Annotated in this window: 22 protein-coding genes; 12 read left to right on the top strand and 10 right to left on the bottom strand. The window is 58.7% G+C overall.

The genetic code is table 11. The features are described from left to right. The 4 genes from FS804_RS23795 to FS804_RS23780 all read left to right on the top strand — a co-directional run bounded on the left by FS804_RS23795 (position 1) and on the right by FS804_RS23780 (position 4,308). Positions 1 to 885, top strand: coding sequence for a carbohydrate ABC transporter permease (locus tag FS804_RS23795; protein WP_063948378.1), 885 nt, complete (start codon positions 1 to 3; stop codon positions 883 to 885). Continuing rightward, a complete protein-coding gene (locus FS804_RS23790) occupies positions 882 to 1,739 on the top strand; it encodes a carbohydrate ABC transporter permease (RefSeq protein WP_144579244.1) in 858 nt (285 codons plus the stop codon). Before FS804_RS23795 ends, FS804_RS23790 begins: the two co-directional genes overlap by 4 nt. 38 nt (positions 1,740 to 1,777) lie before the next feature. After that, positions 1,778 to 3,010 carry an ABC transporter substrate-binding protein gene (locus tag FS804_RS23785; protein WP_063948381.1) on the top strand — a complete coding sequence of 411 codons (1,233 nt, stop codon included), beginning with the start codon at positions 1,778 to 1,780 and terminating at the stop codon, positions 3,008 to 3,010. A gap of 185 nt (positions 3,011 to 3,195) precedes the next feature. Beyond that, on the top strand, positions 3,196 to 4,308 hold the full coding sequence (locus FS804_RS23780) for an ABC transporter ATP-binding protein (RefSeq protein WP_063948383.1): 1,113 nt from the start codon (positions 3,196 to 3,198) through the stop codon (positions 4,306 to 4,308). Positions 4,309 to 4,453: 145 nt separating this feature from the next. On the opposite strand, the gene FS804_RS23775 is transcribed toward FS804_RS23780, so the two are convergent. After that, positions 4,454 to 4,939, bottom strand: coding sequence for a hypothetical protein (locus FS804_RS23775; RefSeq protein WP_144579243.1), 486 nt, complete (start codon positions 4,937 to 4,939; stop codon positions 4,454 to 4,456). A gap of 243 nt (positions 4,940 to 5,182) precedes the next feature. On the opposite strand from FS804_RS23775, the gene FS804_RS23770 reads away from it, so the two are divergent. The 6 genes from FS804_RS23770 (at position 5,183) to FS804_RS23745 (ending at position 12,350) form a co-directional block, all read left to right on the top strand. Next, the gene (locus FS804_RS23770) at positions 5,183 to 6,046 is read left to right on the top strand and encodes a MurR/RpiR family transcriptional regulator (RefSeq protein ID WP_063948385.1); all 864 of its coding nucleotides are present in this window, start codon (positions 5,183 to 5,185) and stop codon (positions 6,044 to 6,046) included. A gap of 81 nt (positions 6,047 to 6,127) precedes the next feature. Beyond that, positions 6,128 to 6,910, top strand: a complete 783-nt coding sequence (locus tag FS804_RS23765; RefSeq protein WP_144579242.1) for an SDR family oxidoreductase — start codon at positions 6,128 to 6,130, stop codon at positions 6,908 to 6,910. Between the two features lie 44 nt (positions 6,911 to 6,954). Next, positions 6,955 to 8,874: a beta-N-acetylhexosaminidase gene (locus FS804_RS23760; RefSeq protein ID WP_144579241.1), complete on the top strand. Its 1,920-nt coding sequence runs from the start codon at positions 6,955 to 6,957 to the stop codon at positions 8,872 to 8,874. A gap of 10 nt (positions 8,875 to 8,884) precedes the next feature. Next, complete coding sequence (locus tag FS804_RS23755; RefSeq protein WP_144579240.1) at positions 8,885 to 10,318, top strand: M81 family metallopeptidase; 1,434 nt, start codon at positions 8,885 to 8,887, stop codon at positions 10,316 to 10,318. A gap of 59 nt (positions 10,319 to 10,377) precedes the next feature. After that, positions 10,378 to 11,583: an MFS transporter gene (locus FS804_RS23750; protein WP_063948393.1), complete on the top strand. Its 1,206-nt coding sequence runs from the start codon at positions 10,378 to 10,380 to the stop codon at positions 11,581 to 11,583. A 26-nt stretch (positions 11,584 to 11,609) separates the two neighbouring features. Beyond that, positions 11,610 to 12,350 carry a copper homeostasis protein CutC gene (locus FS804_RS23745; protein WP_144579239.1) on the top strand — a complete coding sequence of 247 codons (741 nt, stop codon included), beginning with the start codon at positions 11,610 to 11,612 and terminating at the stop codon, positions 12,348 to 12,350. On the opposite strand, the gene FS804_RS23740 is transcribed toward FS804_RS23745, so the two are convergent. From FS804_RS23740 to FS804_RS23710, 7 genes are all read right to left on the bottom strand, one after another. Beyond that, positions 12,316 to 13,467: a glycosyltransferase family protein gene (locus FS804_RS23740; protein WP_144579238.1), complete on the bottom strand. Its 1,152-nt coding sequence runs from the start codon at positions 13,465 to 13,467 to the stop codon at positions 12,316 to 12,318. The two genes, FS804_RS23745 and FS804_RS23740, sit on opposite strands and share 35 nt — an antisense overlap. Next, complete coding sequence (locus FS804_RS23735) at positions 13,464 to 14,711, bottom strand: glycosyltransferase (RefSeq protein WP_186376974.1); 1,248 nt, start codon at positions 14,709 to 14,711, stop codon at positions 13,464 to 13,466. The genes FS804_RS23740 and FS804_RS23735 overlap by 4 nt, the downstream gene beginning before the upstream one ends. A 37-nt stretch (positions 14,712 to 14,748) precedes the next feature. Next, entirely contained in the window at positions 14,749 to 15,957 is a 1,209-nt protein-coding gene (locus tag FS804_RS23730; RefSeq protein ID WP_063948401.1) for a glycosyltransferase family protein, read from the bottom strand. A gap of 72 nt (positions 15,958 to 16,029) precedes the next feature. Beyond that, the gene (locus FS804_RS23725; RefSeq protein WP_144579237.1) at positions 16,030 to 17,205 is read right to left on the bottom strand and encodes an ABC transporter permease; all 1,176 of its coding nucleotides are present in this window, start codon (positions 17,203 to 17,205) and stop codon (positions 16,030 to 16,032) included. After that, positions 17,202 to 18,200: an ABC transporter permease gene (locus tag FS804_RS23720; RefSeq protein WP_144579236.1), complete on the bottom strand. Its 999-nt coding sequence runs from the start codon at positions 18,198 to 18,200 to the stop codon at positions 17,202 to 17,204. Before FS804_RS23720 ends, FS804_RS23725 begins: the two co-directional genes overlap by 4 nt. Before the next feature lies 1 nt (position 18,201). Further along, entirely contained in the window at positions 18,202 to 20,103 is a 1,902-nt protein-coding gene (locus tag FS804_RS23715) for an ABC transporter substrate-binding protein (RefSeq protein ID WP_063948407.1), read from the bottom strand. Next, positions 20,100 to 21,992 (bottom strand): ABC transporter ATP-binding protein, encoded by a 1,893-nt coding sequence (locus FS804_RS23710; protein ID WP_144579235.1) that lies wholly within the window; start codon positions 21,990 to 21,992, stop codon positions 20,100 to 20,102. Before FS804_RS23710 ends, FS804_RS23715 begins: the two co-directional genes overlap by 4 nt. A 209-nt stretch (positions 21,993 to 22,201) precedes the next feature. Here FS804_RS23710 and FS804_RS23705 point away from each other — a divergent pair, with 209 nt between their 5' ends. Then, positions 22,202 to 23,164 carry a glycosyltransferase family 32 protein gene (locus FS804_RS23705; RefSeq protein ID WP_186376973.1) on the top strand — a complete coding sequence of 321 codons (963 nt, stop codon included), beginning with the start codon at positions 22,202 to 22,204 and terminating at the stop codon, positions 23,162 to 23,164. On the opposite strand, the gene FS804_RS23700 is transcribed toward FS804_RS23705, so the two are convergent. Together FS804_RS23700 and FS804_RS23695 are read right to left on the bottom strand one after the other, a co-directional pair. Further along, positions 23,156 to 23,899, bottom strand: a complete 744-nt coding sequence (locus FS804_RS23700) for a polysaccharide deacetylase family protein (RefSeq protein WP_144579234.1) — start codon at positions 23,897 to 23,899, stop codon at positions 23,156 to 23,158. The genes FS804_RS23705 and FS804_RS23700 overlap by 9 nt on opposite strands. Then, a complete protein-coding gene (locus tag FS804_RS23695; protein WP_144579233.1) occupies positions 23,896 to 24,993 on the bottom strand; it encodes a glycosyltransferase family 4 protein in 1,098 nt (365 codons plus the stop codon). Before FS804_RS23695 ends, FS804_RS23700 begins: the two co-directional genes overlap by 4 nt. Positions 24,994 to 25,120: 127 nt before the next feature. Here FS804_RS23695 and FS804_RS23690 point away from each other — a divergent pair, with 127 nt between their 5' ends. Beyond that, positions 25,121 to 26,461 (top strand): nucleotide sugar dehydrogenase, encoded by a 1,341-nt coding sequence (locus tag FS804_RS23690; RefSeq protein WP_186376972.1) that lies wholly within the window; start codon positions 25,121 to 25,123, stop codon positions 26,459 to 26,461. Position 26,462: the final 1 nt, after the last annotated feature.

Below are 26,462 nucleotides of genomic sequence, written 5' to 3'. Positions count from 1 at the left end.
ATGGATGCTAAACGCAGCGCAGTCATTTTCGCCTGGCTCCTTCTTGTCCCGGCGCTTCTCTATATAACGCTTGTCGTTGCTTACCCGCTGGTCGACACCTTCATTCTGTCGTTCACCGATGCGTCGCTTAAAAAGGTGACGAACTGGGTAGGTTTCGTCAATTACGAGAAGATTTTCAATGCGACTTTCGCCGATGTCATCACGCGGACCTTTATCTGGACGTTTTTTTCCGTTTCGATAAAGATGATCATCGGCACCTTTGGTGCAGTGCTGTTGAATTCCGCCGTTCCCGGCCGGGCGCTGTTTCGCATCCTCACCATGCCGCCATGGATCGTGCCGATGGCTATCGGCATCTTCATGTGGGGCTGGATGTATAACGGTCAATTCGGCATGATTTCCGGAGTGCTGCAGAATCTCGGCCTGGTGGACGGCCCCATCGCCTTCCTCGCCTATGGCAAAACGGCCTTCTGGGCAACGATCGTGACGGATGTCTGGATCGGTGTTCCCATGGTGACGCTTTACCTGTTGGCCGCCATCCAATCCATTCCACAGGACCTGTATGAGGCCGCCTGGACGGATGGCGCAAGCCGCGCCTATCGCTTCCGTCGCATAACACTGCCGCTGATGCTGCCGGCCATGATTACCATGTCGGTGCTGTCCTTGATTTCGACGTTCAATTCCTTCGATATCATCTGGATCCTCACCCGTGGCGGACCCAATGGCGAAACCACGACGATGATCATCGACACCTACAAGACGGCGATCGGGGCTTACAAATATGGCGAAGGCGCTGCCCGCGCCGTGCTGATCTGTATCTTCCTGTCGATCTTCACCTTCTTCTATTTCCGTATCACCAGCCGTATCTCGCAGGAGGCCAGCCGATGAGCGACAGACATGCGAGGATCAACCGCTACGCCTGGTATGAAATCATCGGAATTTATTGCGGCGTTGCCGTGTTCCTGGCCTTCGTTCTGGCGCCCTTTGTGGAAGGTTTTCTGGTTTCGCTGAAGCCGCTCAGCCTGCTTTTTTCGTCGCCTTACAAATTCTGGCCCGAGAATGGTTCGTTTGAAGCCTACCGGACGATGTGGGTCAGCGTTCCCGGCTTTGCCATCTATATCTTCAATTCCTTCTTTATCGCCGGCAGCATTACGCTCATCGTTCTCGTGCTGGTGATACCCGCTTCCTATGCATTTGCCCGCTTCAATTTCAAAGGCGCCGGTCTGCTGCTGGGCATATTCCTGGCGGTGAAAATGTTCTCGGGTGCGGTGCTGCTCATTCCGCTGTTTCGCCTCATGCGGTCGATCGGCGTGCTGAACACCTATTTTGCGATGATCATCCCCGGTGTCGCCTTCATCATCCCGACGGGCATCCTGCTTCTGGTAACCTATATGCGCCGCATACCGCGCGAGCTGGAGGAGGCGGCCTATGTGGATGGCGCCAGCCGGCTGTACACACTGCGCCGTGTGGTCCTGCCCATTGCAACGCCCGGCATCGCTGTCGTCGCCATCTCCTCGTTCATCGAGGCCTATGCGCAGCAGTTCATCTACGCTCTGACCTTCAATTCCAAGACCGAATATATGCCGCTGCCGGTTGGACTGTTTGCCTATTTCGGCCGGCAGGAAGTGGTCTGGAACGAGTTGATGGCGGCAAGCTTCGTCGGCATCGCGCCAGCAATGATCGCGATTTTCCTGATGCAACGATATCTCGTCGGCGGGCTGACCGCCGGCGCGGTGAAATAAAGCAATAACCGGAACGACCACCAAAACGGGAGACTACAATGGCACTGAAACATTACGGTTTGGCGCTCTGCGCCTTCGCATTTGCCGGTTCCACCGCCCTTGGCACGGTGACGGCACATGCCGCTGACAAGGAGATCAGCTGGATCTACTGCGGCGACAAGATGGACCCGATCCATGAGAAATACATCAAGGAATGGGAAGGCAAGAATGCCGGCTGGAAGGTCGTGCCTGAGGTCGTCGGCTGGGAACAGTGCCAGGATAAGGCCACCACGCTCGCTGCCGCTGGCACGCCGGTCGCCATGGCCTATGTCGGTTCGCGCACACTGAAGCAGTTTGCGCAGAACGATCTCATCGTTCCGGTGCCGATGTCGGATGAAGAAAAGAAGAGCTACTACCCGCACATCGTCGACACCGTGACCTTCGAGGACACGCAGTGGGGCGTGCCGGTAGCTTTCTCCACCAAGGCGCTTTACTGGAACAAGGACCTGTTCAAGCAGGCCGGCCTCGATCCGGAAACGCCGCCAAAGACATGGGCGGAAGAAATCGCCTTCGCCAAGCAGATCAAGGAAAAGACGGGCATTGCCGGTTACGGCCTGCCTGCCAAGACCTTCGATAACACCATGCACCAGTTCATGCACTGGGTTTACACCAATAACGGCAAGGTCATCGACGGCGACAAGATCACGGTCGACAGCCCGCAGGTTGTCGAAGCCCTGAAGGCCTACAAGGATATCACGCCTTATTCCGTCGAAGGTCCAACGGCCTATGAGCAGAACGAAATCCGCGCCATCTTCCTCGATGGCAAGGTCGGCATGATCCAGGCCGGGTCGGGTGCTGCAACCCGTCTTCAGGAAACCAAGATCAACTGGGGCATCACGACGCTTCCGCTCGGTCCTGAAGCCAAGGGGCCCGGCACTCTGCTCATCACCGACAGCCTTGCGATCTTCAAGGGAACCGGTGTTGAAGAAAAGGCGACCGAGTTTGCCAAATTCATCACCTCGCCTGGCCCGCAGGGCGAATATGAGCTGCAGGGCGGCGCCGGCCTGACCCCGCTGCGCCCGTCGGCCAAGGTCGATGAATTCGTCGCGAAGGACCCCTTCTGGAAGCCGCTGATCGACGGCATCGCCTATGGTGGTCCCGAGCCGCTCTTCACCGACTACAAGGGCTTCCAGGATACCGTGATCGAGATGGTGCAGTCTGTCGTGACTGGCAAGGCAACACCGGAAGATGCCGCGAAGAAGGCATCCGCCGCTCTCGAGCAGTACAAGTAAACATCCATGAGGAGGATGCGGGCGCAACATTGCCCGCATCCGATCGGATTTCGCCGCGGGAATGCCGGCGCCTTCAGGTGCTTCTCCCGTGTTTTTTCAACGGTTTCGATCCGGCGCGGTGTGGCGCGGGTTCGGGACATCTCTGAACGCGGCCTGATGTCGGCCGCTGCCGGGAGAGGCAAGTCTTGGGTCAGCTTTATCTCAACAACGTCCGCAAGAACTATGGACATTTCGAAGTCATCAAGGGCGTTCAGCTCGACATCAGGGATGGCGAGTTCGTCGTTTTTGTCGGTCCTTCCGGATGCGGTAAATCCACATTGCTTCGCATGATCGCCGGCCTTGAAGATATTTCCGCCGGCGACGTCGTCATCAATGGCGTGAAGGTCAACGAACTGCCGCCTGTCAAGCGCGGCATCGCCATGGTTTTCCAGTCCTATGCGCTCTATCCGCATATGACTGTTTTCGAAAACATCGCATTTCCCCTCCGGGTCGAGAAGATGGAGGAGGAGAAGATCAAGCAGAAGGTTGAAGGCGTTGCGAAAATCCTTCAGCTCGACCAGCGCCTGCAGCAGCGGCCCGGCATGTTGTCCGGCGGCCAGCGCCAGCGCGTCGCTATCGGCCGTGCGATTGTGCGGGAGCCGAAGATATTCCTCTTCGACGAGCCGCTCTCAAACCTCGATGCCGCCCTTCGCGCCGACATGCGCATCGAGCTTACCAATCTTCACAAGACGCTGAAGGCGACGATGATCTATGTCACTCACGATCAGGTGGAAGCCATGACCATGGCCGACCGCATCGTGGTGCTGAATGCCGGCGAAATCGCGCAGGTCGGTGCACCGCTCGAGCTATATCACAAGCCGGCAAACCTGTTCGTGGCCGGTTTCATAGGCAATCCCAAAATGAATTTCCTGAAGGTCACCTGCAAATCAGTCAGCGCGGAGGGCGTGACTGTGGCATATGAAGGCCAGACAATCACCGTGCCGGTGGAGCCTCGTGCGGGTCTTGAGGGTTCTAAGCTGACGCTTGGCATTCGCCCGGAACATACCGGGCTTGAAGCCGCCGATCTTAATATCAAGGTTGCGCCGAGTGTGATTGAGCGGCTCGGGATCAACACGATCGCTTACGGGGTCGCGCCGACGGGCGAGAATTATTGCGCCCTGCTGTCGGGCTCGGCACCTGTTGTCGTGGACGAGCCCATCGTCACCGGCATCAAGGCCGCCGATTGCCATCTGTTCGATGAGAGCGGCATTGCGCTCGACCGACGCGTCGATCTCTCCGTTCTGAAGTTGATACAATAGGGGCTGGAGCCGGGCCATGACATCTGTTGACCCATGCCCGGCTGTTTCCAACACGACCCGTGTCCGGCGGTCGTCTGTCTCGAGACGAAAAAACACCGCCGGACGTTCGGCCCGGCGTTCACATCTTTCTCTGATGCTTGTTGGTTCAAGGCATGGGGTTGGGCATGTAGCCGGTGAAGCCGCTGATTTTCCAGCGCCCTTCGTGCAGCCTGCAATAATAGAGCGTCTGCCATTTCATGACGTCAAAGCTGCCATCGGCCTTGCGAAGCCCGCCGTCGAACTTCTTGCGCACCAGCGCGGTTTCTCCTTCCACTTCGATCTCTTCGAGCGTGGTTGTCGTGAAAATGGCGTGGCGCGGATCGTCCGCAAATTTCTGGGTCTGGAAATCATGTGCCTGCCGCAGCCATTCCTCCCGATAGGCAGAAAGAGATGGGAAAGACAGGCGCCAGTTGTCCGGGTTTGGATCTCTGTTGGCATTGATTCCGAGAAAGCCATCCTCGACGAAGTCACCCGCGACCCTCGACCAGTCAGCCGCGAGGAAGGCATCGATGTCACGCGTCACCAGCATCTCCCAGATGGAGTGGCGGGCACTGTCGGTTTCGGGGAAGGGATTTTTGAAGGGGTCGCGCATCATTCGGGTCCGATGTTGAAATTATTTTCAGATTTTGGATATTTATCTGGCGAATATTGTTGGCATATGCTCATCTCTCAATCAACAGAGAAAATTATTTTCATTAAGGAGATGTCGGTGCTGTCGTCAGAGGGACGAAATACGCTTGTTTCGAGGAGGAATGCGGTTGACGGGCGCATCTTAATAGGATGCATCGGGAACGGGGCCAGACTTTAGGTTTTGGCACAACGGAGACCGGCGAGCATGGATATTTTTGCAAAGATTCAGGAAGACAGGGGACAGTTCTCGCAGTCGGAGCGGCGGATAGCCGATATTCTGGTCTCGGATTTCGAATTTGCGGTCAATGCGTCGATCATCGAGCTTGCGGCCCGCGCGGAAGTATCGCCACCAACGGTGACGCGTTTTTGCCGGCGGTTGGGCTGCCAGAGCTTTTCCGATTTCAAGGTGAGCCTTGCCAAGACGGCTTATGTCGGCGTTCGATATCTGACGTCCGAGCCCTCCAGCACCAGCCCGTCAGACGTTGCTGAAGAGGTATTGGCCAAGGCGCAGGAAGCTCTGTTTCTGTTACACAGGACGCTCGATCCGGCGCTTGCAGATGCGGCGGCGACAAAGATTGCCAATAGCGGCATGATCTATGCCTTCGGAGCGGGCGGCAATTCGTCGATGATCGCTTCCGAGATTCAGAACCGACTGTTCCGCCTTGGGTTGCGGGTTTCGACCAGTGCCGATCACAGCATGCAGCTGATGATGACGGCCGCAGCACGCAAGGAAGACGTGATTATCGGCTCGTCCTTTTCGGGGCGCAATATGGAGCTGGTGAAGTGCTTCAGGCTGGCGCGCGAAATGGGCGTGACGACGATTGCACTCACCCAGAGCGACACGCCCGTCGCCGCCGCCGCGGATATGGTGGTGGCGGTCAATGTGCCCGAGGGAAACAATATCTTCCGCCCGACCTCGTCACGCTATGCCTATCTCGCCGCCGTCGATGTTCTGGCGACGCTTGCTGCCTACCATCAACGGCAAAGGTCAATGGTGACCCTGCGTCACATCAAGCAGCAGCTTGTCGAGCATCGTGACCCGGACGACAGGCAATTGCTGGGTGATTGAGGGCGGAATAATCGACAAAAACAGGTGCTTTGCCTGAACCCGCTTAACGATGGGTTGCAAGCTTCAAGGGAGTTGCAGGACATGCAAGACAGAAAAGACCAACTCGCCGTGGTAACCGGCGCGGCCGGCGATATTGGCCGGGCAATTGCCGCGGCACTCGCTGAGACCCATGCAAGGGTGGTGTTGGTCGATATCGACGCTGACGCCCTTTCAGGGGCTGTTTCGCTGCTGTCCGATTCCGAAGTCATTGCGAAGACCTGCGACGTTACGGATCCGCAGGATCTTGCAAGGCTGGCGGCTGAAGTCGCCGAACTGGGTGATGTCGCCACCCTCGTTAACAATGCGGGTGCTGCAAGAGCCGTCAGCCTGCATGACACGACGCCCGAAATCTGGCGCAAGGACAATGCGCTCAATCTGGAAGCGCCGTTTCTCTGCTTCAGGGCATTCGAGGAAGCGTTGAAGCGCACGCAGGGCTCTGTGGTCAACATCACCTCCGTGAACGGCATGGCAGTCTTCGGTCATCCGGCTTACAGCGCGGCGAAGGCCGGCTTGATCCATCTGACGAAACTGATCGCGGTTGAATATGGCAAGTTCGGCATTCGCGCCAACGCCGTTGCGCCCGGCACGGTGCGCACACAGGCGTGGGAGGCCCGTGCCGCTACCAATCCCAGGGTATTTGAGGAAGCGCAGCATTGGTACCCGCTGCAACGGATCGTCAAGCCCGAAGATGTCGCAAATGCGGTCGCTTTTCTGTCGGGTCCTCAGGCTGCTGCCATCAGCGGCGTGTGCCTGCCGGTCGATTGTGGCCTGACGGCCGGGCAGGCGCCGCTGGCGCGGACGTTTTCGCAATCCGAACACTACTGATCAAAACCCTCCAACGGGTTTAATGCGCAATAAAGGGGAGCATCATGGCGCTCGCACAGTATCGTCTCGAAAATTCCTGGCATCCGCTTGCCGACTCCGCATCTGGCGGCTTCACTTTCACCCTGGTCAATCTGTCGCGTGAGCCGTTGACGGATTTCCGCATCGTTTACACGTCGCTGACGCGGACGGTGGACAAGCCGGTTTGCGACAACGCGGTTTACCTGCGCCGAAATGCCAATTTCCATGAATTTGCGCCGCCGGTCGGCTTCGTGCTGGAAGCCGGACAATCCTGGCGCTTTACCGTCAATGGCCTGCTGCGACCGGCGAGGCACCGCACGGATGGGGCAAAGTCTGCTTACATCAGCCTTGCCGATGGCACGCATCGCGCCGTGGATGTGGGTGACTTGATGCTGGATGGCCGTCACAGCGAACCGGCGCCGGTGCTGCTTCCCGAAGGCAAGCTCGATCTGCCCTTCGCCATTCAGCCCTGGCCCGCCGAAATCGACGCCGAGCCCGGCGAGGGCTTTCCCGTCGCGCTCTTCCCGACGGAAGATGCGGGAGCCGAAGAAGTGCTTGCGGTGGAAACCGTGCTGTCGCTGTTCCGCAGGCTCTTTGCCGTCGGGCATGTGCCTTTCAGCCTTGCGCCGGTGCATGAAGGAAAACCACTGCATTTCAAGCGGCATAGCGGGCTGGAAGCGGAAGGTTACCGCATTTCCTTCTCCAGCGACGCTGTGACAGTCGAATATTCGGCTGCTGCCGGTCTGCAATATGGTCTGACGGTTCTGGCGCAGCTGCTGCATGGCGCGCGCGTCGATCCGAAATTCCGGTTCCCAGCCTCGGGCACCATCGTCGATGCGCCGCGCTATAGCTGGCGCGGCTGCCATCTCGATGTTTCGCGTCAGTTTTATCCGACAGACGATGTGCTACGGCTGATCGATATTCTCGCATGGCTGCGTATGAACCGCTTCCACTGGCATCTGACGGACGATGAGGCATGGCGTCTGGAAATCAAGGTCTATCCGCTGCTCACGACGGTCGGGGCGACGCGTGGCCCGGATGCGCCGCTCCTGCCACAGCTCGGCAATGGGGCGGAGCCGGTTTCCGGTTTTTACACGCAGGACGATGTGCGTCTTGTGGTGGCGCATGCGGCGGCATTGAATGTCGAGGTCGTGCCGGAGGTCGATATTCCCGGTCATAGCACGGCGGCTTTGGTTGCCTATCCGGAGCTGACGGATGGGCAGGAAGCACCTGACAGCTACCGTTCCGTGCAGGGATACCCGAACAATGCACTTAACCCCGCGATCGAGCAGACTTACGAATTCCTCGGCAAGATCTTTGACGAGATGGTTGAACTCTTTCCGTCACGGCTGATCCATATCGGCGGTGACGAGGTTGCGGACGGATCGTGGCTGGCCTCGCCGCTTGCGAGGGGTCTCATGGAGAAGGAAGGGCTCGATGGCACTTTCGGTATTCAGTCCTACTTCATGAAGCGCGTCCAGGCCATGCTGCATGAGCGCGGCCGCCAGCTTGCCGGCTGGGATGAGGTTTCTCACGGCGGCGGCGTCGATCCGTCGGGAACATTGTTGATGGCGTGGCAAAAGCCGGAGGTCGGGCTTGAGCTGGCAAAGCAGGGTTATAACGTGGTGATGACGCCAGGTCAGGCCTATTATCTCGACATGGTGCAGGATGAGGCCTGGCAGGAGCCGGGGGCAAGCTGGGCTGGCACCGTTCCGCCGTCGCATACCTACGGGTATGAGGCCGTTGGCGAGTTTCCCGACGAACTGAAGGAAAGGATGAAAGGCGTTCAGGCCTGCATCTGGTCCGAACATTTCCTCAACCGCGCCTATTTCAACCACCTCGTTTTCCCAAGGCTTCCGGCCATTGCCGAGGCGGCGTGGACACCGAAGGCGCAAAAGGACTGGCTGCGTTTTGCAGCCATCGTTCCGTTGAACCCGGTTTATTGAGGAGGGTGGGATGCGCATTGCCATTGGCGGTATTCATACCGAGTGCAGCACCTATTCCCCCGTGTTGATGGTGCAGGAGGATTTTCGCGTCTTTCGCGGCGTAGATCTTCTGGAGGCGGAATATTTCAATTTCCTTGGCGAGGGCGGGGCGGAACTGCTGCCGCTGCTGCATGCGCGGGCGGTGCCGGGCGGCCCGATTTCACGCGCCGCCTATGAGGCGTTCAAGGACGAATTCCTCGAGCGTCTGAAGACCGCATTGCCGCTGGACGGGCTTTATCTCGCCATGCATGGCGCGATGAATGTCGAGGGCATGGATGATGCGGAAGGCGACTGGATTTCCAGTGCCCGAGCTTTGGTTGGCCCGGATGTTGTTGTCGCGGCGAGCTACGATTTGCATGGCAATGTCAGCCAGACCATCATCGATCAGCTGGATATTTTCGCCGCCTATCGCACAGCCCCGCATATCGACGTACGCGAAACGATGGTGCGTGCCTGGACGATGCTGATCAAGGCTCTGAAGACGGGAGAAAAGCCCGGCGTGGCCTGGGCGAAAATTCCGGTTCTGCTGCCGGGCGAAAAGACGTCCACGGAAGACGAGCCTGCCAAAAACCTTTATGCCGCCCTGCCGGATTACGATGCACGGTCCGGCGTGTGGGATGCGAATTTCATGATCGGTTACGTCTGGGCCGACGAGCCGAGGGCGACCGCTTGCGCGGTGGTGACGGGGACCGACAAGGCGGCGGCAAAGGCTATCGCCACCGAAATTGCGCAATCCTACTGGGATGCACGGCAGGATTTTCGTTTTGGTCCGGTGACGGAGCCGCTCGACACCATCCTGGGGATTGCCGAAAGGACCGCCACACGGCCGATCATTCTTGCCGACTCCGGCGATAACCCGACGGGCGGCGGAGTGGGCGACCGCGCCGATGTACTGGCGGCGCTGATTGAGCGCAACTGGCAGGGTGCGTTGCTGGGCGGCATAACCGACCGGCCGGCTGTTGACGCTTGTTTTGCTGCTGGCGAAGGTGCTGCGCTTTTCCTGAAGATCGGCGGCAGTCTCGATCCGCAGAGCCCGTCCGTGAACGTCGAGGCCCGTGTTGTGAAACTGGACGATCCAGGTGCTGCTGACCAACGGCAGGCGGTGGTCGCCATCGGCGGCATCACGGTCATTCTGGCGGCACGTCGCAGGCCCTATCACATGATTTCCGATTTCACCCGTCTTGGCTTTAATCCAAAGGAGATGCGGCTACTGGTCGTCAAGTCCGGTTATCTTTCACCGGAGCTTGCGCCTATTGCCAATCCCAACTTCATGGCGTTGACGGAAGGCGTCATCAATCAGGATATCGAAAATCTTCCCAATCGCCGCCGGGACGGCGATTTTTACCCATGGAAGCCGGATTTCGATTATTCACCCACACCCGTTCTGTCGGCCCGCTGGCGATGACGGCGCTCCGATAGTTTACCCCGATCCGGCAAAGCCGGATCACATCCAGGCGAATTCCCATGCCATCGGCTCTTTCCATCGTCATCAACAATCCGTCGATCCGCATCGGGGCGCTCGCCATCCTGTTTTTTGGCTTCTCGAATGCCGCGACTGCCCCCTATCAGGCAGTCATCGGTATTCGCGAAATCGGGCTCAGCAACAGCGTCTATTCGATGCTGATGCTGTTTGCCGCCATCATCAACGTCAGTGCCAGCGTGTTGATGGGGATCGTGGCCGACAGGCTGGGAGAATATCGTAAACCCATGCTGTTCATCGCGCTTTTCGGCGTTAGCGGTTATCTTCTGGTCTATCTGGTCGGCAACGCCACGGCTTTCGTCAGCGCCAAGCTCCTTCTGCTTCCGATTTTCGGGGCGATGAATTCGCTGATCTTCGCGCATGTGCGCGCGGACGCACGCAACCTTTCGACCGGCGACATGATCGCGGTGAATTCGATCATGCGCGCCACCATCTCCCTGTCCTGGGTTCTGGTGCCAGGTATCGTCGGCATTTTCCTGGTGAACTCCGGCAATATGCTTCTGGCCTTCCTGTTCTCAGGCATCTGCGCGCTTGTCTGCTTCCTGTTGGTTGCTTTCTGCTTGCCACGCGCGGCGACGCCGGCGGTGGTCAATACGGAGGCGCGCTTCGGCTTTATGGCTTCGCTTTCGGAAATCGGATCGCGGCGGGTGCTGTTGCGGATCATCGCCATCGCGCTGATCTGCTCCATGCTGCATCTGAACGACTCTATCCGCTCGCTCATCATCACCGGACAGGCAAGGGGTACGGTCGCAGATATCGGCATTGTCGCTGGTATCGTTGCCGCGCTGGAAATCGTTTTCATTCTCTTTTGGGGCTGGATCGAGAAGAAGATGCCGCAAACGCTCACGCTTGCGGCTGGCTCGGTACTTTACGCGATATACCTTGTCCTGCAGGGGCTCGCGACCGCGCCATGGCACATTTACGCGCAAACCCTCATCAGCGCGCTGGGTGCAGCCGCCATCATCAGCATTCCCATCACCTATCTTCAGGAGTTGATCGCAGACCGGCCGGGGCTCGGAAGCTCGCTGATCGCCGTAAACATCTTCCTTGGGGCTGGTCTCGGCGCTCTCATTTTTGCTTTGGGGACGCTGGTCACCAGCTATTCCGGCACGTCGATACTCGGTGCGATCGTCGGTTTGGGCGGCGTTTATATGCTCTACACGCTTGATGGGACCGGCCGCCGCAGGTAACGGCCACCCGGATGAAAGAGGTACCTATGATTCTCGAAATTTGCGTGGACGATGTGGCGGGTCTGGAAGCGGCCGTGAGGGGCGGGGCAGACCGTATCGAACTTTGTGCCGCGCTTTCGGGCGGCGGGGTCACCCCATCGGCAGGGTTCATGCAGCGGGCGGCGACCTATGGACTGCCGGTGAGCGTGATGATCCGGCCGCGCGCCGGCGATTTCGTGTTCACGCGCGACGAGGCCGACGTGATGAAGCGCGATATCGATGCGGCACGCGTGGCAGGGCTTTCCGGCGTGGTGATCGGCGCATCGCGTGCCGATGGCTCGCTTGATATGCTGTTGCTTGAAGAATTGCGCCGCCACGCGGATGGGCTGGACATGACGCTTCACCGCGCTTTCGATGTCGCGCCCGATATGGAGGAGGCTCTGGAGGCTGCTATCTCGCTCGGTTTTCCTCGCGTCCTCACCTCAGGCGGTGCGCGCTCGGCGCTGGAGGGCATCGAGACTTTGGCGCGTCTATCGGATGTCGCCAAGGGCCGCATCGTCATCATGCCGGGTGCCGGTGTGCGCCCGCAAAGCGTTCAGGCCTTGCTGGATCGCTTTCCGATCACGGAAATCCACGCTTCCTGTTCCGCCATGCCATCCTATGATCCGGAAAGCATGGTGGCGAAGCTTGGTTTCACCGGTGCAGGGCGGAAGGCGACGGACGAAGCCGCCGTGCGCCAATTAAAGGCAATTCTCACCTCTCGTCATAAAGGCGGCGTAGCGCTCTAGCGGTGCCGGCGGCGCCATCGAGATCGAGGTGAACCTTGCCCGGTTCCGGCAGCGCCAGAGCTGCCTCGATGGCGTCGGCCATGGACTGTCCAGAGATGTTTTTTTCCTCCAGCACCTGCGCCAGCCCGAGCCGCGCCAACCGTTCCGCGCGGGCGCTCTGCTCCGTCTCGCCCCCGGCCGCGAAGGGGATAAGAAGCGAGCGGCATTTCGCCTGGAGGATGTCGCAAACGGTGTTGTAGCCCGCCTGCGAGACTGAAAGCCGCGCGCCTGCCAGAAGACTGGCGAAATCCTTGCGGAAGCGGAAGACGGAGACATTGTCCGGCGCTTCAGCGGAGATCGCATCGAAATCCACCTGCGGCATGTTCGGGCCGGTGACGAGGCACCAGCTTTTGATGCCAGGGAGCAACGGGACGGCCTCACGCGCTGCCCGGATGAGCGCTGCACCGACAGCACCACCACCTGCGGAAACGACGATATCGAATTTTTCCACCGGCTCCGGCGGTGGCAGCGGGGCGACGAGCCCGGTATAGACAATGCGCTGGCTGATCTCGTCGGCGAGGGGGAATGTATCTTCCAGTCGGGCGAAATCGGGATCACCGTGCACCAGCACGGCGTCGAAATGTTTCTTCACCAGAGAAACGGTCTCTTCGTCCCGGCCCGGCTTGATCTTTTCCTGCAGGATATCACGCAGCGATGTCATGACGAGCGGGCGCGGTTCGCTGTCTTCAATCTCGTCCAGCAGCGGCAGCAATTCGAAGCGCACCTGTCTGCGGCCGAAGGGGAAAGCCTCGATGATGACGATATCGGGTTTCGCGCCGTGATAGGCGCCGATCAGCATGTCGGTTCTGAGGTTCTTGAAGGCGTCGTCAACCGGCTTACCGGCACTGTCGACAAGGCCGGAAAAGCTGCCGTCACTCACGGCGATCGGCGGCAACTCCACATGGCGGATGCCTTCACCCGGAAAACCCGGAACTGGAGTACCGCCGGTGACGAGAACAACGTCAAAGCCATCCGCCTGCAGAGCATTGGCGATGCGGCTGGCGCGGGCAATATGGCCGATGCCGAGAAGATGCTGGACGTAAAAGAAAACACAGGGACGTTTTTCCATCTCGGTCATTGTGTCTTTTCCCACTCGGTCTCGAACAGAGCCTTCAATTCCGCGATACTGGTGCGATGATCGAAGGCGGTTCGCACGCGGTTTTCGGCGGCAGCGCCCAGACGTTGGCGCAGTTGCGGATCGGTGATCGCGCTGCGCAGCGCTTCCGCAAAGGCTGCCGGATTTTCCGGCTCCGTCAGCAGACCGTTTTCGCCATTGACGAAGAACTCCGGAATGCCTGAAATATTGGTGGAAACGCAGGTCAGCGCCTGGCTCGCTGCCTCGACCAGCACATTGGGTAGACCGTCGCGATCGCCATCGCTGGTGATGCGGCAGGCCAGCGCAAAGAGGTCGGCTTCCCGATAATTCTCCAGCACCTGCTTCTGGTCCATGGCGCCGGTCCAGACGATCCTGTCGGCGATGCCGAGTTCGTCGGCCAGTCTTTTCAGTGGGGTCAGTTCGTCACCGCCGCCGATATGGGTGAAGCGCCAATGGATGCCATGGGGAAGCGAAGCGAGTGCCCGCAGCAGAATATCGATGCCCTTTTTCTTCACTGCCCGACCGACGCTCAAAATCCGAACGGGGTCATCCGGATTGGATCCGTCCCGCGCTGGGCGGGGCGTTTCGAAATGCGGAAATCGGGTGAGATCGAGACCGTGATAGCTTAGATGCACATTTTGCCGCGCCCCGGAAAGAGTCTGCAGGTGCTGAAAGCCACCAGCGGTGCAGGTAACGGCCCAGCGGGCGCTTTGCAGCTTGGCCGCAAGGTCGCGGTCGCCGGAGGTCCAGATGTCCTTTGCGTGCGCCGAAATCGTCCACGGCACGTCCGTGATGAGATGGGTATAGGCTGCGACCGACGCGGGCGTGTGGATGAAATGGACATGCAGCCATTCGGCATCCTCTGGCCATTCATGCGCGAGCACCGCGGCCTGCCCAAAGCGGCGGAAGCGGTTGCGGCTGAAATCATGCGGCAGGTCGCTGAAAAAACGGCGAAGCGCTCTGCTGAAACCGCGCTTCTTGCGGCAGGCCCAGAGCGCTTTCAGGACCCGCAAAGGCTCTTCATGCAGATATTCCGGCAGATATGTGACGGGCGCCCGGATTTCATCGTGGACAGGATGACGCTTCTTATCCGTCGGCCGGCGCATCGACACGAGTTCGAGTTCCAGCCCCGCCTTTTCCAGCCCCAGAAGTTCCTGGGCGATGAACGTCTCAGACAGGCGCGGGTAGCCCTTCAGGAGCACCACGATTTTTTTCGTATCAGTCACAGCGTGCGTGTCTCTAAAAATTGGTGCCGAGCCGACATCAGGCGCTCAGCGTCATCTGTGATCTCTCACCCTCGGGCGGCAGCCATTCGGCAATTCTGCGGGAGATGTTTTCGAGACCGTCGAGCTTCAAGCCGCGCGCGCTGACCGAAGGCGGCGCGCGATTGGGCAGGGCCTTTAGCGCTGCCGCCATTTTTGCCGGGTTTTCGGCATCTTCCGGCAGCAGCATGTCGAAAAGACCAAGCTCGGATGCACGACTGGCGCGGATCAGCTGTTCTTCCCGCGGTACCGTGCGGGGCACAACGAGGGCGGGCTTATCGAAGGATAATATCTCGCAAACAGTATTGTAGCCGCCCATCGATACAACGGCCTGCGCACCAGCGACGAGGTCTTCCATGCGGTTGTCGAATTCGATGATCTCGATATGCGGGATATCGGCGACGCTGCTCATGAAGCGCTGGCGCTGATCTGCCGGCATATAGGGGCCAAGCACGACGAGCGCCTTGTGGGTCAGTTCTGGGTCATGGTGATAGGCGTTGATGACGTCGTCGATCAATTCACTGCCGTCGCCACCGCCGCCGGTGGTGATGAGAAGATAATCGCCTTCCGGCCGGTGAGCCACTGTCTCGGCCTGCGTCTTGGATCGCTGGAGAAAGCCGACGAAATCCATCTTGTCGCGAACGGTCTTCGGAACGTCGAGCCCCGTCAGCGGATCGTGAAAATCAGGCGGACCATAGACCCAGACATGGTCATAGAGCTTGCCGATCTTGTTCATGACATTGTTGCGCTTCCACTCGGCCTCGAGCAGCTGCGGCGCATCCATGACGTCGCGCAGGCCGATGACGAGCTTGGTGCCCTGTCCCTTGAGATAGGCGAGCGTCTCTTCCACCTCGCCGCGCAAGCCCATGGGCTCCTTGTCGACGATGAAGATGTCAGGCTTAAAGCTTTCGGCGGTATGATAGATGATGGAGCGGCGCATCTTCAGCGTTTCCTGAAGATCGATGTGCCTGTCCATCGAGGTGTATTCACCATTGCGGAGCTTGATGACGCTCGGGATTTTCACGAAATCGACGCGGGCGCGGTAATCGAATGCACCGGCAATGGTGGCGCCTGAAATGATGAGAACGTTCAGGCCGCGATAGTCCTCCACCAGCGCGTGCGCGATCGTGCGACAGCGCCGCAGATGGCCGAGACCGAAGGAATCATGGCTGTACATGAGAATGCGCGCGTCGTTCAAACGGGAGCTCATGGGCCACACCTCTTTTTGCCTTCCACAAAAAAGGCGATGGCTGAAGGGCAATAGATCAAGGTGTATTCCATTTTATCTGAAGGGGTCCGCCGCATCACGTAGTCCGTCGCCGAAGAAATTAAAGGCCAGGATGACGAGAACGACCGGGATCGTCGGGATGAGAAGCCACGGATATAGCGCAATGACGCTGACGCTGCGCGCCTCCGTGAGCAGAATTCCCCAACTTGTGATCGGTGGCCGAAGACCGAGGCCGAGGAAGCTCAACGCAGTCTCGCCGAGGATCATGCCGGGAATGGTGAGCGTCGCCGAAGCGATGAGATGTGACATGAAGCCGGGAATGAGGTGTCGGCCAATGATGCGCGAAGTTCCGGCGCCCATCAATTGTGCTGACAAAACATAGTCTTCTTCGCGAAGCGCCAGCAGTTTGGAACGCACGGCGCGCGCAAGGCCCGTCCAGTCCAGCATGCCGAGAATAATGGTGATGCCGAGATAGACGAGGATGGGGCTCCAGGTCACCGGCATGATTGCGGCGAGCGCCAGCCAGAGCGGAATGCTCGGAATGGATTGCAGCACCTCGATGATGCGCTGGACGATCAGGTCGAATGTGCCGCCGCGATATCCCGCGAGACCACCGATCACAATGCCGAGAACGAAGCTCATCGCGACGCCGAGAAGGCCGATAGTCAACGAAATGCGCGCGCCGTAGATGATGCGGGAAAGCACGTCACGGCCGAGCCGGTCGGTGCCAAGCAGGAACATTTCTCCGCCTTCGGCCGGGCAGACGAAGTGGGTTCTGCCTTCAAACAGGCCCCAGAAACGATAGGTGTCACCCTTGCAGAAGAAGCGCAGCGGCTGGATATCCGTTGGCACGTCGCGGTAGACGCGCCGCAGATTATCCATGTTGAGCGTCATCTCGCGGCCATAAACGAAGGGCCCGACAAATTTTCCGTCGTTGAAGAGATGAATGGACTGCGGCGGCGCGTAGATATGATCGATGTTGCGGGTGTGCAGATTATAGGGCGCAAGGAATTCGCAGATGAGGATGGACAGATAAAGCACCAGCAGAAAAGCGCCGGACCAGACGGCAATCTTGTGCTGGCGGAACTGCCACCACATCAGGCGCAGCTGCGACGCCTTGCTGAAGGCGGCCATGCCCGATGTGTTGGGTTCGATCAGAGAAGGATCGAAAGGCGCTGTCGAGACATAATGGGGAAGGGCGTCGCCGGGCTTCGGGATGGATGAAGTCATTTGACGTTACCACCTCCAAAGCGGATTCGGGGATCGAGTATGGCAAGGGCTATGTCCGAAACCAGAACGCCGATGACCGTCAGGAAGGCAAGGAACATCAGGAACGAGCCGGCCAGATACATGTCCTGACTCTGCAACGCCCTGATCAGCATCGGGCCGGTTGTTTCCAGCGACAGGACGACCGCTGTGATTTCCGCTCCCGATATAATGGCGGGCAGGATAGAGCCGATATCCGAGATGAAGAAGTTGAGAGCCATGCGTAGCGGATATTTGGTCAGCACCTTGAAGGGGTGCAGACCCTTGGCGCGAGCGGTCACCACATATTGTTTCTGCAGCTCATCCAGAAGGTTGGCGCGCAGCCGACGGATCATGCCGGCGGTGCCCGCCGTGCCGATGATGAGCACCGGTATCCAGATATGCTCGAGGATCGACTTGAACTTCGCCCAGCTCATCGCCTGATTGAGGTACTCCCGGTCCATCAGGTGGCCGATGGAGATGCCGAACCAGATGTTGGCGAAATACATCAGGATCAACGCCAACATGAAGTTTGGAATGGCGATGCCGAGCAGGCCGAGGAAGGTGAGGCCATAATCGCCCCAGCTGTATTTGTGGGTGGCGGAATAGATGCCGATCGGGAAGGCAATGAGCCACGTGACGATGATCGTCAGGAAGGACACGAGCACCGTCAGCCAGAGGCGGTCGCCCACGACATCGCTGACGGGCAGCTGATATTCGAAGGAATATCCGAAATCGCCGACCAACATACCCGTCGCCCAGCGGAAGTAGCGGATCGGTGCAGGCTGGTCGAAACCATAGCGGGCGCGCAACTCCTCGATTTCAGCAAGGTTCGCCGTCTCGCCCATGGCGCGCAACTCGGCGACATAACTTTCGAAATAGTCACCCGGCGGCAGCTCGATGATGGTGAAGACAAGCATCGAAATCAGGATCAGTGTTGGGATCATGACGAGGATGCGCTTTAAAATATACCGCAGCATATCAGGCCTCTCCGTCATACCAGAACGTATCCGGCATGTAGACGCCGAGATACGATGTCGGTTCATAACCGAAAAGCGCCTTGTCCGGCACGTTTCGCATGCGCTTCACATGGACAACCGGTTGCAGCGCGCCGTTGACAATGCCGATGGAAAAGACCTGCTGGGTGTAAACGCCAAGCATTTCCAGCCAGATCGCCTCGCGTTCTTCCTCTGTCACGCTTCTGCGCCAGGTCTTCAGGAGATCGAGCAGATGGGCGGCTTCCTTCAGGTCGGGCTCCTTACCCTCGCGGCCGCCCGAGAGATAGTGAATGCCCCAGACCGGCCATTGAAGCTGGTCGTCGCCTGTGGGGGCAAGCCCTGACGGCAGCATGTCGGCCGTGGGCACGCCATTATCCATCCCCATCCACACCGACATCAAGACCTCGCCGCCCATGGCGCGCTTTCGGAAAACATCACGCTGGGTAGGACGAACGGAAACCGCGATGCCGATATGCCGCCAGTGGTCCGTGACCAGCTCCATCACGTCGGTTTCCAGCGTGCTTTCGCCCGTGGTCTCGACGATAATGTAAGCCGGGCGGCCGTCCGGCAGAAGACGAAGGCCGGCATCGTCGCGTTTGTCGAGACCGACCTCATCGAGCAATCTGTTTGCCGCTGCGCGGTCAAAGGCGCTCCAGGCGTCCGCAAATTCCTGCCGGTAAAGCGGGCTTTCCGGTAGAACGGTGTCGGCGCTTTCCTTGGCGAGCCCGTAAAAGCAGACCATGTTGATTTCGTGCCGGTTGATGGCAAGCGACAGAGCACGGCGCACACGCACGTCCTGGAACGTGCTTCGCCAGACCGGATCGGCGCAGTTGAGATTTGGCAGGAGCGCGATGCGCGAGCCCTGGGAGCGCTTGTAGAGATTAACCTTCAGGGGAAAACGCTTCTCCGCGTCCTTCAGGAACGTGTAATCGGCAAAATCGAGGCCGAAATATTGCAGGTCGCTATCGCCCGAGGCTGTCTTGGCGGAAATGATATCGGACGAAGTGACGTTCAGCAGGAAGCGGTCGAGATAGGGCAGTTGCAGCCCGTTTTCATCGACGCGGTGGTAATAGGGATTGCGTTCGAAGACGAATTGTTCGGCCGGTGGTGCGGTGGTGTTGCGCCAGGCGTCAAGCGTTGGCAGAGCAGGGTTTTCCGGGCGCACCTGCCGCGACATCTTGATGTGCAGACCGCTCCAGTCATCCGCCTTGTTTTTCTTGATGAGCTTGGCGAGGTTTTCCGGCGTCTGATATTTGACGTGGAACTGCTTCATGTACGCGGCTGGCAAGAACAGCCGCGCCGGCGACGCTGCCGCAAGCTTCGCCAGAAAATCCGGGTTCGGGCCATCCCAGCTGTAACGCACGGTCAGCTTGTCGATCACCTCGATCTGGGGTGGCTTGTTGTTGACGAGAAGCTCGATTGGCGGGCCACCCTTGTGGATTTCCTTATTAAGAGCGACATCCTCCCAGAAATAGCGAAAATCCTCTGACGTGAAATCGCTGCCATCGGACCATTTGTGGCCCTCACGCAGCTTGAAGGTGAAAATGCGCTCTTCCTGGACCTCGTAGCTTTCGAGGATATCCGGATGCAGCTCGAATTTCTCATCATATCCGACCAGCCGGGCATAGTTGCTGATGGGCATCAGGCGGATATCTCGCTGCCCACCGATCAGCATGCGCACCGTTCCGCCGTGTTTTCCGGGCTCACGACCGAGCGCTTTCACGTCGATCACACGCGGGTTTTTCGGCAGCCGGTCGGCGACGCCCGGTAATTCGCCTTTCTCGCGCTTTTCCTTGAAGTAGTCAGGATCAACATAAGCGGCGCGCGCAAAGGCCGGCATAAAAACGGAGGCCAGAAGGGCAAGGGTGGTGCGACGCGTGATCAAGGGCGAAGCTCCCTGATATCGGCATTGCCGTTGGCCAGCACGAAATGACCCTCGCCGAGGTCGGCTGAAACCATCTGGCCGTCGCCGTCATCCCGGAATTGTTTGCCCCAGTCGAATTTGCCCGTCGCGCTGATTTTGCCGATGGTGCTAAAATCAAGCGGGCGATCGAGATCGGGGAAGGGCACGGCTGCGAGCAGCGATTTTGTATAGGGGTGGACGGGAGCGCGCATCAGGCTCTCGCGCGGCGCCAGCTCCACGATACGGCCTTCACACATGACAGCTACACGGTCCGCCATATAGTCCACGACCGCCAGATTGTGCGAGATGAAGAGATAGGTCAGCCCGAGATCCTGCTGCAAGTCCTTCAGTAGATTGAGGATTTGTGCCTGCACGGACACGTCGAGGGCAGAAACGGGTTCATCGCAGATCAGCAGTTCCGGTCCGAGTGCCAGCGCCCTGGCAATACCGATACGCTGCCGCTGGCCACCGGAGAAGCTGTGCGGATAACGGTTCAGTGCGCTTTCGCCAAGGCCGATCGCCCTGACCAGACCACGAACTTTTTCCGCCCGGTATTTGGCGTCGCCGCGTCCATGGATTTCAAGCGGTTCGCTCAGAATGTTGCCGATGGTCATGCGCGGCGAGAGCGAGGAAATCGGGTCCTGGAAGACCATCTGTATCTTCGAGCGCAGCTCTTTCAGTTCACCGTCCTTGGCATTGAGCACATCGATATCGCCTTCCTTCCGATGGAAAGTTATCGAGCCCTCATCGGGACGAACCGCGCGCATCAGGATTTTGCTGACGGTTGTTTTGCCGCTGCCGCTTTCGCCGACCAGGCCGAGACATTCGCCACGGCGGATTTCGAAACTGACGCTATCCACAGCCTTGGTCGCATTGGCAGCGCCTTTGCGGAACCAGCTCGATTTGCGGGTCGTGAAGGTCTTGCTGATATTGTCTACCGTCAGCAGCGGGCCGGGGGTCTTGTTAACCGCGGCGGTCTTCTTGCCGACCAGACTTTCGTGGTCGATGTTGATTTCACGCAGCGCCTTCAGCCTTTCGCCCGGCTTCATGTCGAAGTGAGGCACAGCCGCCATCAGCCCCTTCAGATAAGGGTGGGCAGGCGCCTTGAAAATGTCGTCGACGGTGCCGGCTTCCATGATTTCGCCCTGATAGATCACGGCAACCTCGTCGGCGATGTTTGCCACCACGCCCAGATCGTGGGTGATGAGCAGCATGCTCATGTTGAGCCGGCTCTGAAGATCGCGCAGCAGTTTCAGAATCTGCGCCTGTATCGTCACATCAAGCGCGGTCGTCGGCTCATCGGCGATGAGAAGTGCCGGACGACAGATGAGCGCCATGGCGATCATCGCGCGCTGTCGCATGCCGCCCGACAGTTCGAACGGATACATGTTCACGACCTTCTTGGGATTTGAAAAGCCGACGAGGTCGAGGGTCTCGTACATTTTTTCAGCACGCTCTGCCGGTGACAGGATGCTGTGAATGCGAAGCGCTTCATCGATCTGGTTGCCGATTGTGTGCAGCGGCGAAAAGGAGGTCATGGGCTCCTGAAAGATAAGGCCGATGCGATTGCCGCGGATCGAGCGGATTTCCCGTCCATCCTTCGGCAATTGCAAGAGATCGACGGGGCCGGCGGCGGCATTTTCTGGATCGGTAAAGAGCACGCGGCCGCTCACTCGCGCCGTCTTGGGATGAATCCCCATGATCGTCTGGCCGATGACCGACTTGCCTGAGCCGGATTCGCCCACCAAGGCTGTTACTTTTCCCGGAAGAATGCGAAGGCTGGTGTCCCTGACGGCATCGATGGTGCCGCCCATGAGAGAAAATGAGACCCGCAGATTTTCGATACGGAGCAAATCTGCGCCAGCGCTCATGCCAAAGTGTTCCTTGCCGTCTCTCTATCGTTGCCTTGTGACAATTGCTCAGGAGGGCTTAAATTCACGTTATCGTAGGGCTTGTTGTCTGTCTATGCCTCTGAAACAATGAATTGTTTAGCAAATTCAAAGCCGGCTTCCGAAATGCGGTGCCTGCCTCATGCCTTTTGTTTGACCATAAGTTAACGAGCCTTTCTGGACGAGGATCCATGCCCGATAAGAAATATTACGACGGCCAGCTGGAGAAAGCCCGTCAGTTGCAAACTGATGGCCAATATGCGGAAGCGCATGCGCTTCTCCTATCACTCGTTGCAGCAAAAGATGCGCACCTGATGGGGGAGCAGACCGTGCTTGGCCTGCCGCGCCGGCTGCATGCGGCAAGGTTGCGGCTTGCCAAGGCCGAAGGTGATCTGGTCGCCAGGATCGGGTATCAATATACGCTGGTTCCGCCGCCGCAGGCGTTGGAGAAATATGCGCGGTTTTCCACGGAGGAGCGCCGCTTGATCAGCCTCAAAAGCCGCGAGCCTGTGCCAAGATGTATCCACCAGATATGGATCGGAAACAAAGCGCCCCCCGTGTCGGTTGGGGCGTGGGCGGCGCACGCTGCGAAGCACGGCTATGACTATCGCCTCTGGCGCGAGGCCGATCTGGAGCGGGAAGGGGTTTTATCGAACGGCGCCTTTAAGGCGATGCTGGATGAAGGCGATTATCCGGGCGCGGTGGATGTTGCCCGTTACATCCTGCTGGAGCGTTTTGGCGGGATCTATCTTGACTGCGACTGGTATCCGGCCAGCGACGATGTGAGCTTTGACGCCTTTCTCCCTCTGGTGGGGTTGACGGTGTTCGATGAAAAAACGCCGCGCGACACGGGGCAGGGCAGCACGCTGCTTGCCAATTCCTTCATTGCTACACCTGTTGGCCATCCGGTCTTCCGCAAGATGCTCGAGTCATTTCCAGGGATTTTGAGGGACATGCCGCGTGCGCCGGCCTGGTGGTCCACAGGCCCGCTGATCTTCACCATCACAGCGCGAGCGGGAAGCATCAGCCTTGCGCCGGCGGGTTTCGTCGCCGCGTCTCTTCAGGATCGCGCGCCCTTTGAAGAGGTCGAGGCGATCAGACGCACACTTTCGAACGCGGCGAGCGGCATGCTCATCGCCTGGAAATCATGGTGAGAGGTTGTCGATGAGGTCCTTCGAAGACCGCCAGCGGGCGGCCGGATGACCGCAGGTGACCTCGAAAAGCCGTCTCAGGAAATCCCAAACCGCGCCATCATGGACGAGATGATGGGCAAGGATCCCGGTCGTTGCGCCGCTTTCGGCTGCGCTCTGAATACGGGCGGCGGTTTCTGCGAATAGCACATCAGCGTCGCGACCACCTCGGCTACCGTGCCAGTCAATCACGTCAACATGGGTGTTCAGGCGTGGCGGAAGACCGGGTTTCTCCGGACCGAAAACGGAGAGGGCGCGGTAGCCAAGACCCGCCAGCCTTTCCACGATACCGGCGTCGATGCGGTTCCATGGTGGCACGAGCATTGGCACGAAACGGCTGCCATGCAGATCGTGCAGCTTTTCAAGCCCGGACTGCAATTCGTCAAGCACTAAAGCTGCCTCACGATGTGATCCGAGTTCCTGCTTCTTTTCTTTTTCGCTGGCATAGTTCGTGTGCGACCAACCGTGGACGGCAACCTTCGCGATATGCGAAGCCTCAAGATGGCGTGCGAGTTTCTCCGTCGTCTTTTCGGGAATGACCGCGAGCGTCACTGGAACGCTGAAGTCGGCGCAGAGATCGAGCAGCGTTTCGAGTGCCGGTGTCGGTTCCACCGCATCGTCGTCCCGGAGCCAGAGATCGGCCTTTATGCCGCGCCGGCGGCATTCATCCAATGCCGCGTTAAGTTTTTCCAGACTCATGATCGTCGTGCCTTTGCCTGCAAAAGGATATGGTTCAGCTTCGTTGCGGCGTTTTCCAGAGATCGTTCATTGATGACGAATTGGCGGGCCGCTTTTGCCAGTTCCTCACGCTGCCTGTCATCGCCGAGCAGGGTCTTGATCGCCTCGGCATAAGCGGCTGTATCATTTTCCGGTGTCAGTAATCCTGTTGTGCCGGATTTTACCACTTCGGGAACACCGGCCACTTTTTCGGCCACGACGGGCAGGCCGGCAGCCTGCGCTTCGAGATAGGCGAGACCATAAGCCTCGCCATGGCCCGGCCAGACGTAGAGGGATGCTCTTGAAAGAAGTGCAGCGATGTCTGTCGGGCTCTTTTCCCCATGCCAGACGAGGCGGTGATCGGGAAACGCGCTGAACATAGTCTCCACGGCCGTGCGTTCCGGGCCGTCGCCGACGATGTCCAGCGTCCAGCCGAGAGTTTCAGGCAATAAAGCGAGCGCTTCGGACAGGCTACGATAGCTTGAGAGCTTATCGCCCGCCCGCATCATGGCGACGGTGATGAGCCTTGATGGCTGTGGCCGAGGCGCGTTGCCGCGAAACGACCGGGCGTCGATAAAGGGTGGTAGCATGGCCCATTGCAGGCTCGGGGAAGCGCATACAAGCCCTTCACGATCCCGCGCGGTAAAGCAGATATTGACCGCGGCCCCGTTCAGTGCGGCGAGCAGCGCGTCCTGAACTGCCTGCCAACCCACATCGTTGCGTTTCGGCGAATAGGATGCCTCGGCTGTGACATAGGGGATGCCGAAACGCTTCACCAGTTCCGGTCCGAGCAGATCCGGGGCCTTGTAATAGGGATGGTAGCAGAACCAGAGGTCCGGTGCGCCGTCCTGACGCCATAGCTCCGTGATCGTTTCGATTTCGAGCCTGGCCTCATCGGCAAGCGATGACCGTGCCGGATCGTCCGGTTGTTTCAGAAAGCTGCGCAGCTCGGAAGCGACAAAAACCTCATGGCCACTCATCGTCATCGCCTTCATCAGCAAACGTGCCATCAGCCGGTCGCCGGAGGGAACGGGATGGTTGGGCGATTTGAGCGGCGCATAAAAGGCGATCTTCATGGCGATGGTTGTGCGTTGTCGACGGCTTGGGCGTCAACCGGAATTTGAAAGGGCCGAGCCTTGACAGGCTCCTCATTCTTGCCCAACTGAGAAGCATCTTTTGCACATGCGCGGAGCGTGACACGCTTTGACTTCCCCAGACATCTCCAAGAACCTGCTTTCCAGCATTGAAAACAAAAGCGCCAAAGCGGGCGTGATCGGGCTCGGCTATGTCGGCCTGCCGCTTGCCATGACGATCGCCAGTGGCGGTTTCAAGGTTGTGGGTTTCGATATCGATCCAGGTAAAATCACGGCGATCGACGCCGGTCGAAGCTATATCGAGGCGGTTTCGGACGAGGTGCTCGGCGATGTCCGGCAGGACGACGGTTTCGTCGCAACCAACGATTTTTCCAGACTGGCCGAATGCGACGTCATCGCCATTTGTGTGCCGACGCCCTTGACCAGATATCGGGAGCCGGACCTTTCCTACGTTGAAAAAACCTGTCGGGACATTGCCGCCCATCTGCGCAAGGGACAGCTGATAGTTCTGGAATCGACTACCTATCCTGGAACGACTGATGGTGTGGTGAAGACCATTCTGGAAAGCACCGGGCTTGTTTCTGGCGTCGATTTCTTCCTTGGCTTTTCGCCCGAACGTGAAGACCCCGGCAATCGCGATTTCGAGACCTCGACGATCCCCAAGGTCGTTGCCGGCGATGGGGTCGCGTCCGGCGAGCTGATGGCGGCTTTTTACGGCTCGGTGGTTAAAAAAATCGTCCCAGTCTCGACCAACGCCACCGCCGAGGCCGTGAAAATCACCGAAAACGTCTTCCGTGCCGTCAATATCGCCCTCGTCAATGAACTGAAGGTCGTCTTCGAGGCGATGGGTATCGACATCTGGGAAGTCATCGACGCGGCAAAAACCAAGCCGTTTGGTTTCATGCCTTTTTATCCAGGTCCGGGTCTCGGCGGCCATTGTATCCCGATCGACCCATTCTATCTCACCTGGAAATCGCGGGAATACGAGCTGCCCACACGCTTCATCGAGCTTGCCGGCGAAATCAACACCGGCATGCCGAGGCATGTCATCGGCCGGCTTGCCGAAGCGCTCGATATTCATGCCGGCAAGGCGCTCAGCCGTTCCAGGGTGCTGGTGATTGGGCTCGCTTATAAAAAGAACGTGCCCGACATTCGCGAAAGCCCTTCGCTCAAGCTGCTCGAGATTATCAAGGAGCGCGGTGGCGACGCTGCCTATTTCGATCCTTTCGTTGCCGAAATCCCGAAAACGCGTGAATACAGTCATCTCATGGGCATGAAATCGGTGGCGTGGGACAGAGCCACAATTGGCGGCTTCGATGCGGTTCTTGTGGCAACCGACCACGATGATGTCGACTATGCCGCCCTGAGCACATGGTCACCGCTGATCATCGACACACGCAATGTCTTCGCGCGGCGTAATATTGCTGCAAAACACATTATCAAGGCCTGAT

Source organism: Agrobacterium sp. DE0009 (assembly GCF_007680755.1).
Lineage (GTDB): Bacteria > Pseudomonadota > Alphaproteobacteria > Rhizobiales > Rhizobiaceae > Agrobacterium > Agrobacterium tumefaciens_B.
Note: the sequence above shows the minus strand (reverse complement) of the source record. Positions and strands in the feature narration are given on the sequence as shown.

Excerpts from the sequence above, each read along its gene's own strand:
- FS804_RS23795 (WP_063948378.1), top strand. The coding sequence starts at position 1 with ATGGATGCTAAACGCAGCGCAGTCATTTTCGCCTGGCTCCTTCTTGTC.
- FS804_RS23790 (WP_144579244.1), top strand. The coding sequence starts at position 882 with ATGAGCGACAGACATGCGAGGATCAACCGCTACGCCTGGTATGAAATC.
- FS804_RS23785 (WP_063948381.1), top strand. The coding sequence starts at position 1,778 with ATGGCACTGAAACATTACGGTTTGGCGCTCTGCGCCTTCGCATTTGCC.
- FS804_RS23775 (WP_144579243.1), bottom strand. The coding sequence starts at position 4,939 with ATGCGCGACCCCTTCAAAAATCCCTTCCCCGAAACCGACAGTGCCCGC.
- FS804_RS23770 (WP_063948385.1), top strand. The coding sequence starts at position 5,183 with ATGGATATTTTTGCAAAGATTCAGGAAGACAGGGGACAGTTCTCGCAG.
- FS804_RS23765 (WP_144579242.1), top strand. The coding sequence starts at position 6,128 with ATGCAAGACAGAAAAGACCAACTCGCCGTGGTAACCGGCGCGGCCGGC.
- FS804_RS23760 (WP_144579241.1), top strand. The coding sequence starts at position 6,955 with ATGGCGCTCGCACAGTATCGTCTCGAAAATTCCTGGCATCCGCTTGCC.
- FS804_RS23755 (WP_144579240.1), top strand. The coding sequence starts at position 8,885 with ATGCGCATTGCCATTGGCGGTATTCATACCGAGTGCAGCACCTATTCC.
- FS804_RS23750 (WP_063948393.1), top strand. The coding sequence starts at position 10,378 with ATGCCATCGGCTCTTTCCATCGTCATCAACAATCCGTCGATCCGCATC.
- FS804_RS23745 (WP_144579239.1), top strand. The coding sequence starts at position 11,610 with ATGATTCTCGAAATTTGCGTGGACGATGTGGCGGGTCTGGAAGCGGCC.
- FS804_RS23740 (WP_144579238.1), bottom strand. The coding sequence starts at position 13,467 with ATGACCGAGATGGAAAAACGTCCCTGTGTTTTCTTTTACGTCCAGCAT.
- FS804_RS23730 (WP_063948401.1), bottom strand. The coding sequence starts at position 15,957 with ATGAGCTCCCGTTTGAACGACGCGCGCATTCTCATGTACAGCCATGAT.
- FS804_RS23725 (WP_144579237.1), bottom strand. The coding sequence starts at position 17,205 with ATGACTTCATCCATCCCGAAGCCCGGCGACGCCCTTCCCCATTATGTC.
- FS804_RS23720 (WP_144579236.1), bottom strand. The coding sequence starts at position 18,200 with ATGCTGCGGTATATTTTAAAGCGCATCCTCGTCATGATCCCAACACTG.
- FS804_RS23710 (WP_144579235.1), bottom strand. The coding sequence starts at position 21,992 with ATGAGCGCTGGCGCAGATTTGCTCCGTATCGAAAATCTGCGGGTCTCA.
- FS804_RS23705 (WP_186376973.1), top strand. The coding sequence starts at position 22,202 with ATGCCCGATAAGAAATATTACGACGGCCAGCTGGAGAAAGCCCGTCAG.
- FS804_RS23700 (WP_144579234.1), bottom strand. The coding sequence starts at position 23,899 with ATGAGTCTGGAAAAACTTAACGCGGCATTGGATGAATGCCGCCGGCGC.
- FS804_RS23695 (WP_144579233.1), bottom strand. The coding sequence starts at position 24,993 with ATGAAGATCGCCTTTTATGCGCCGCTCAAATCGCCCAACCATCCCGTT.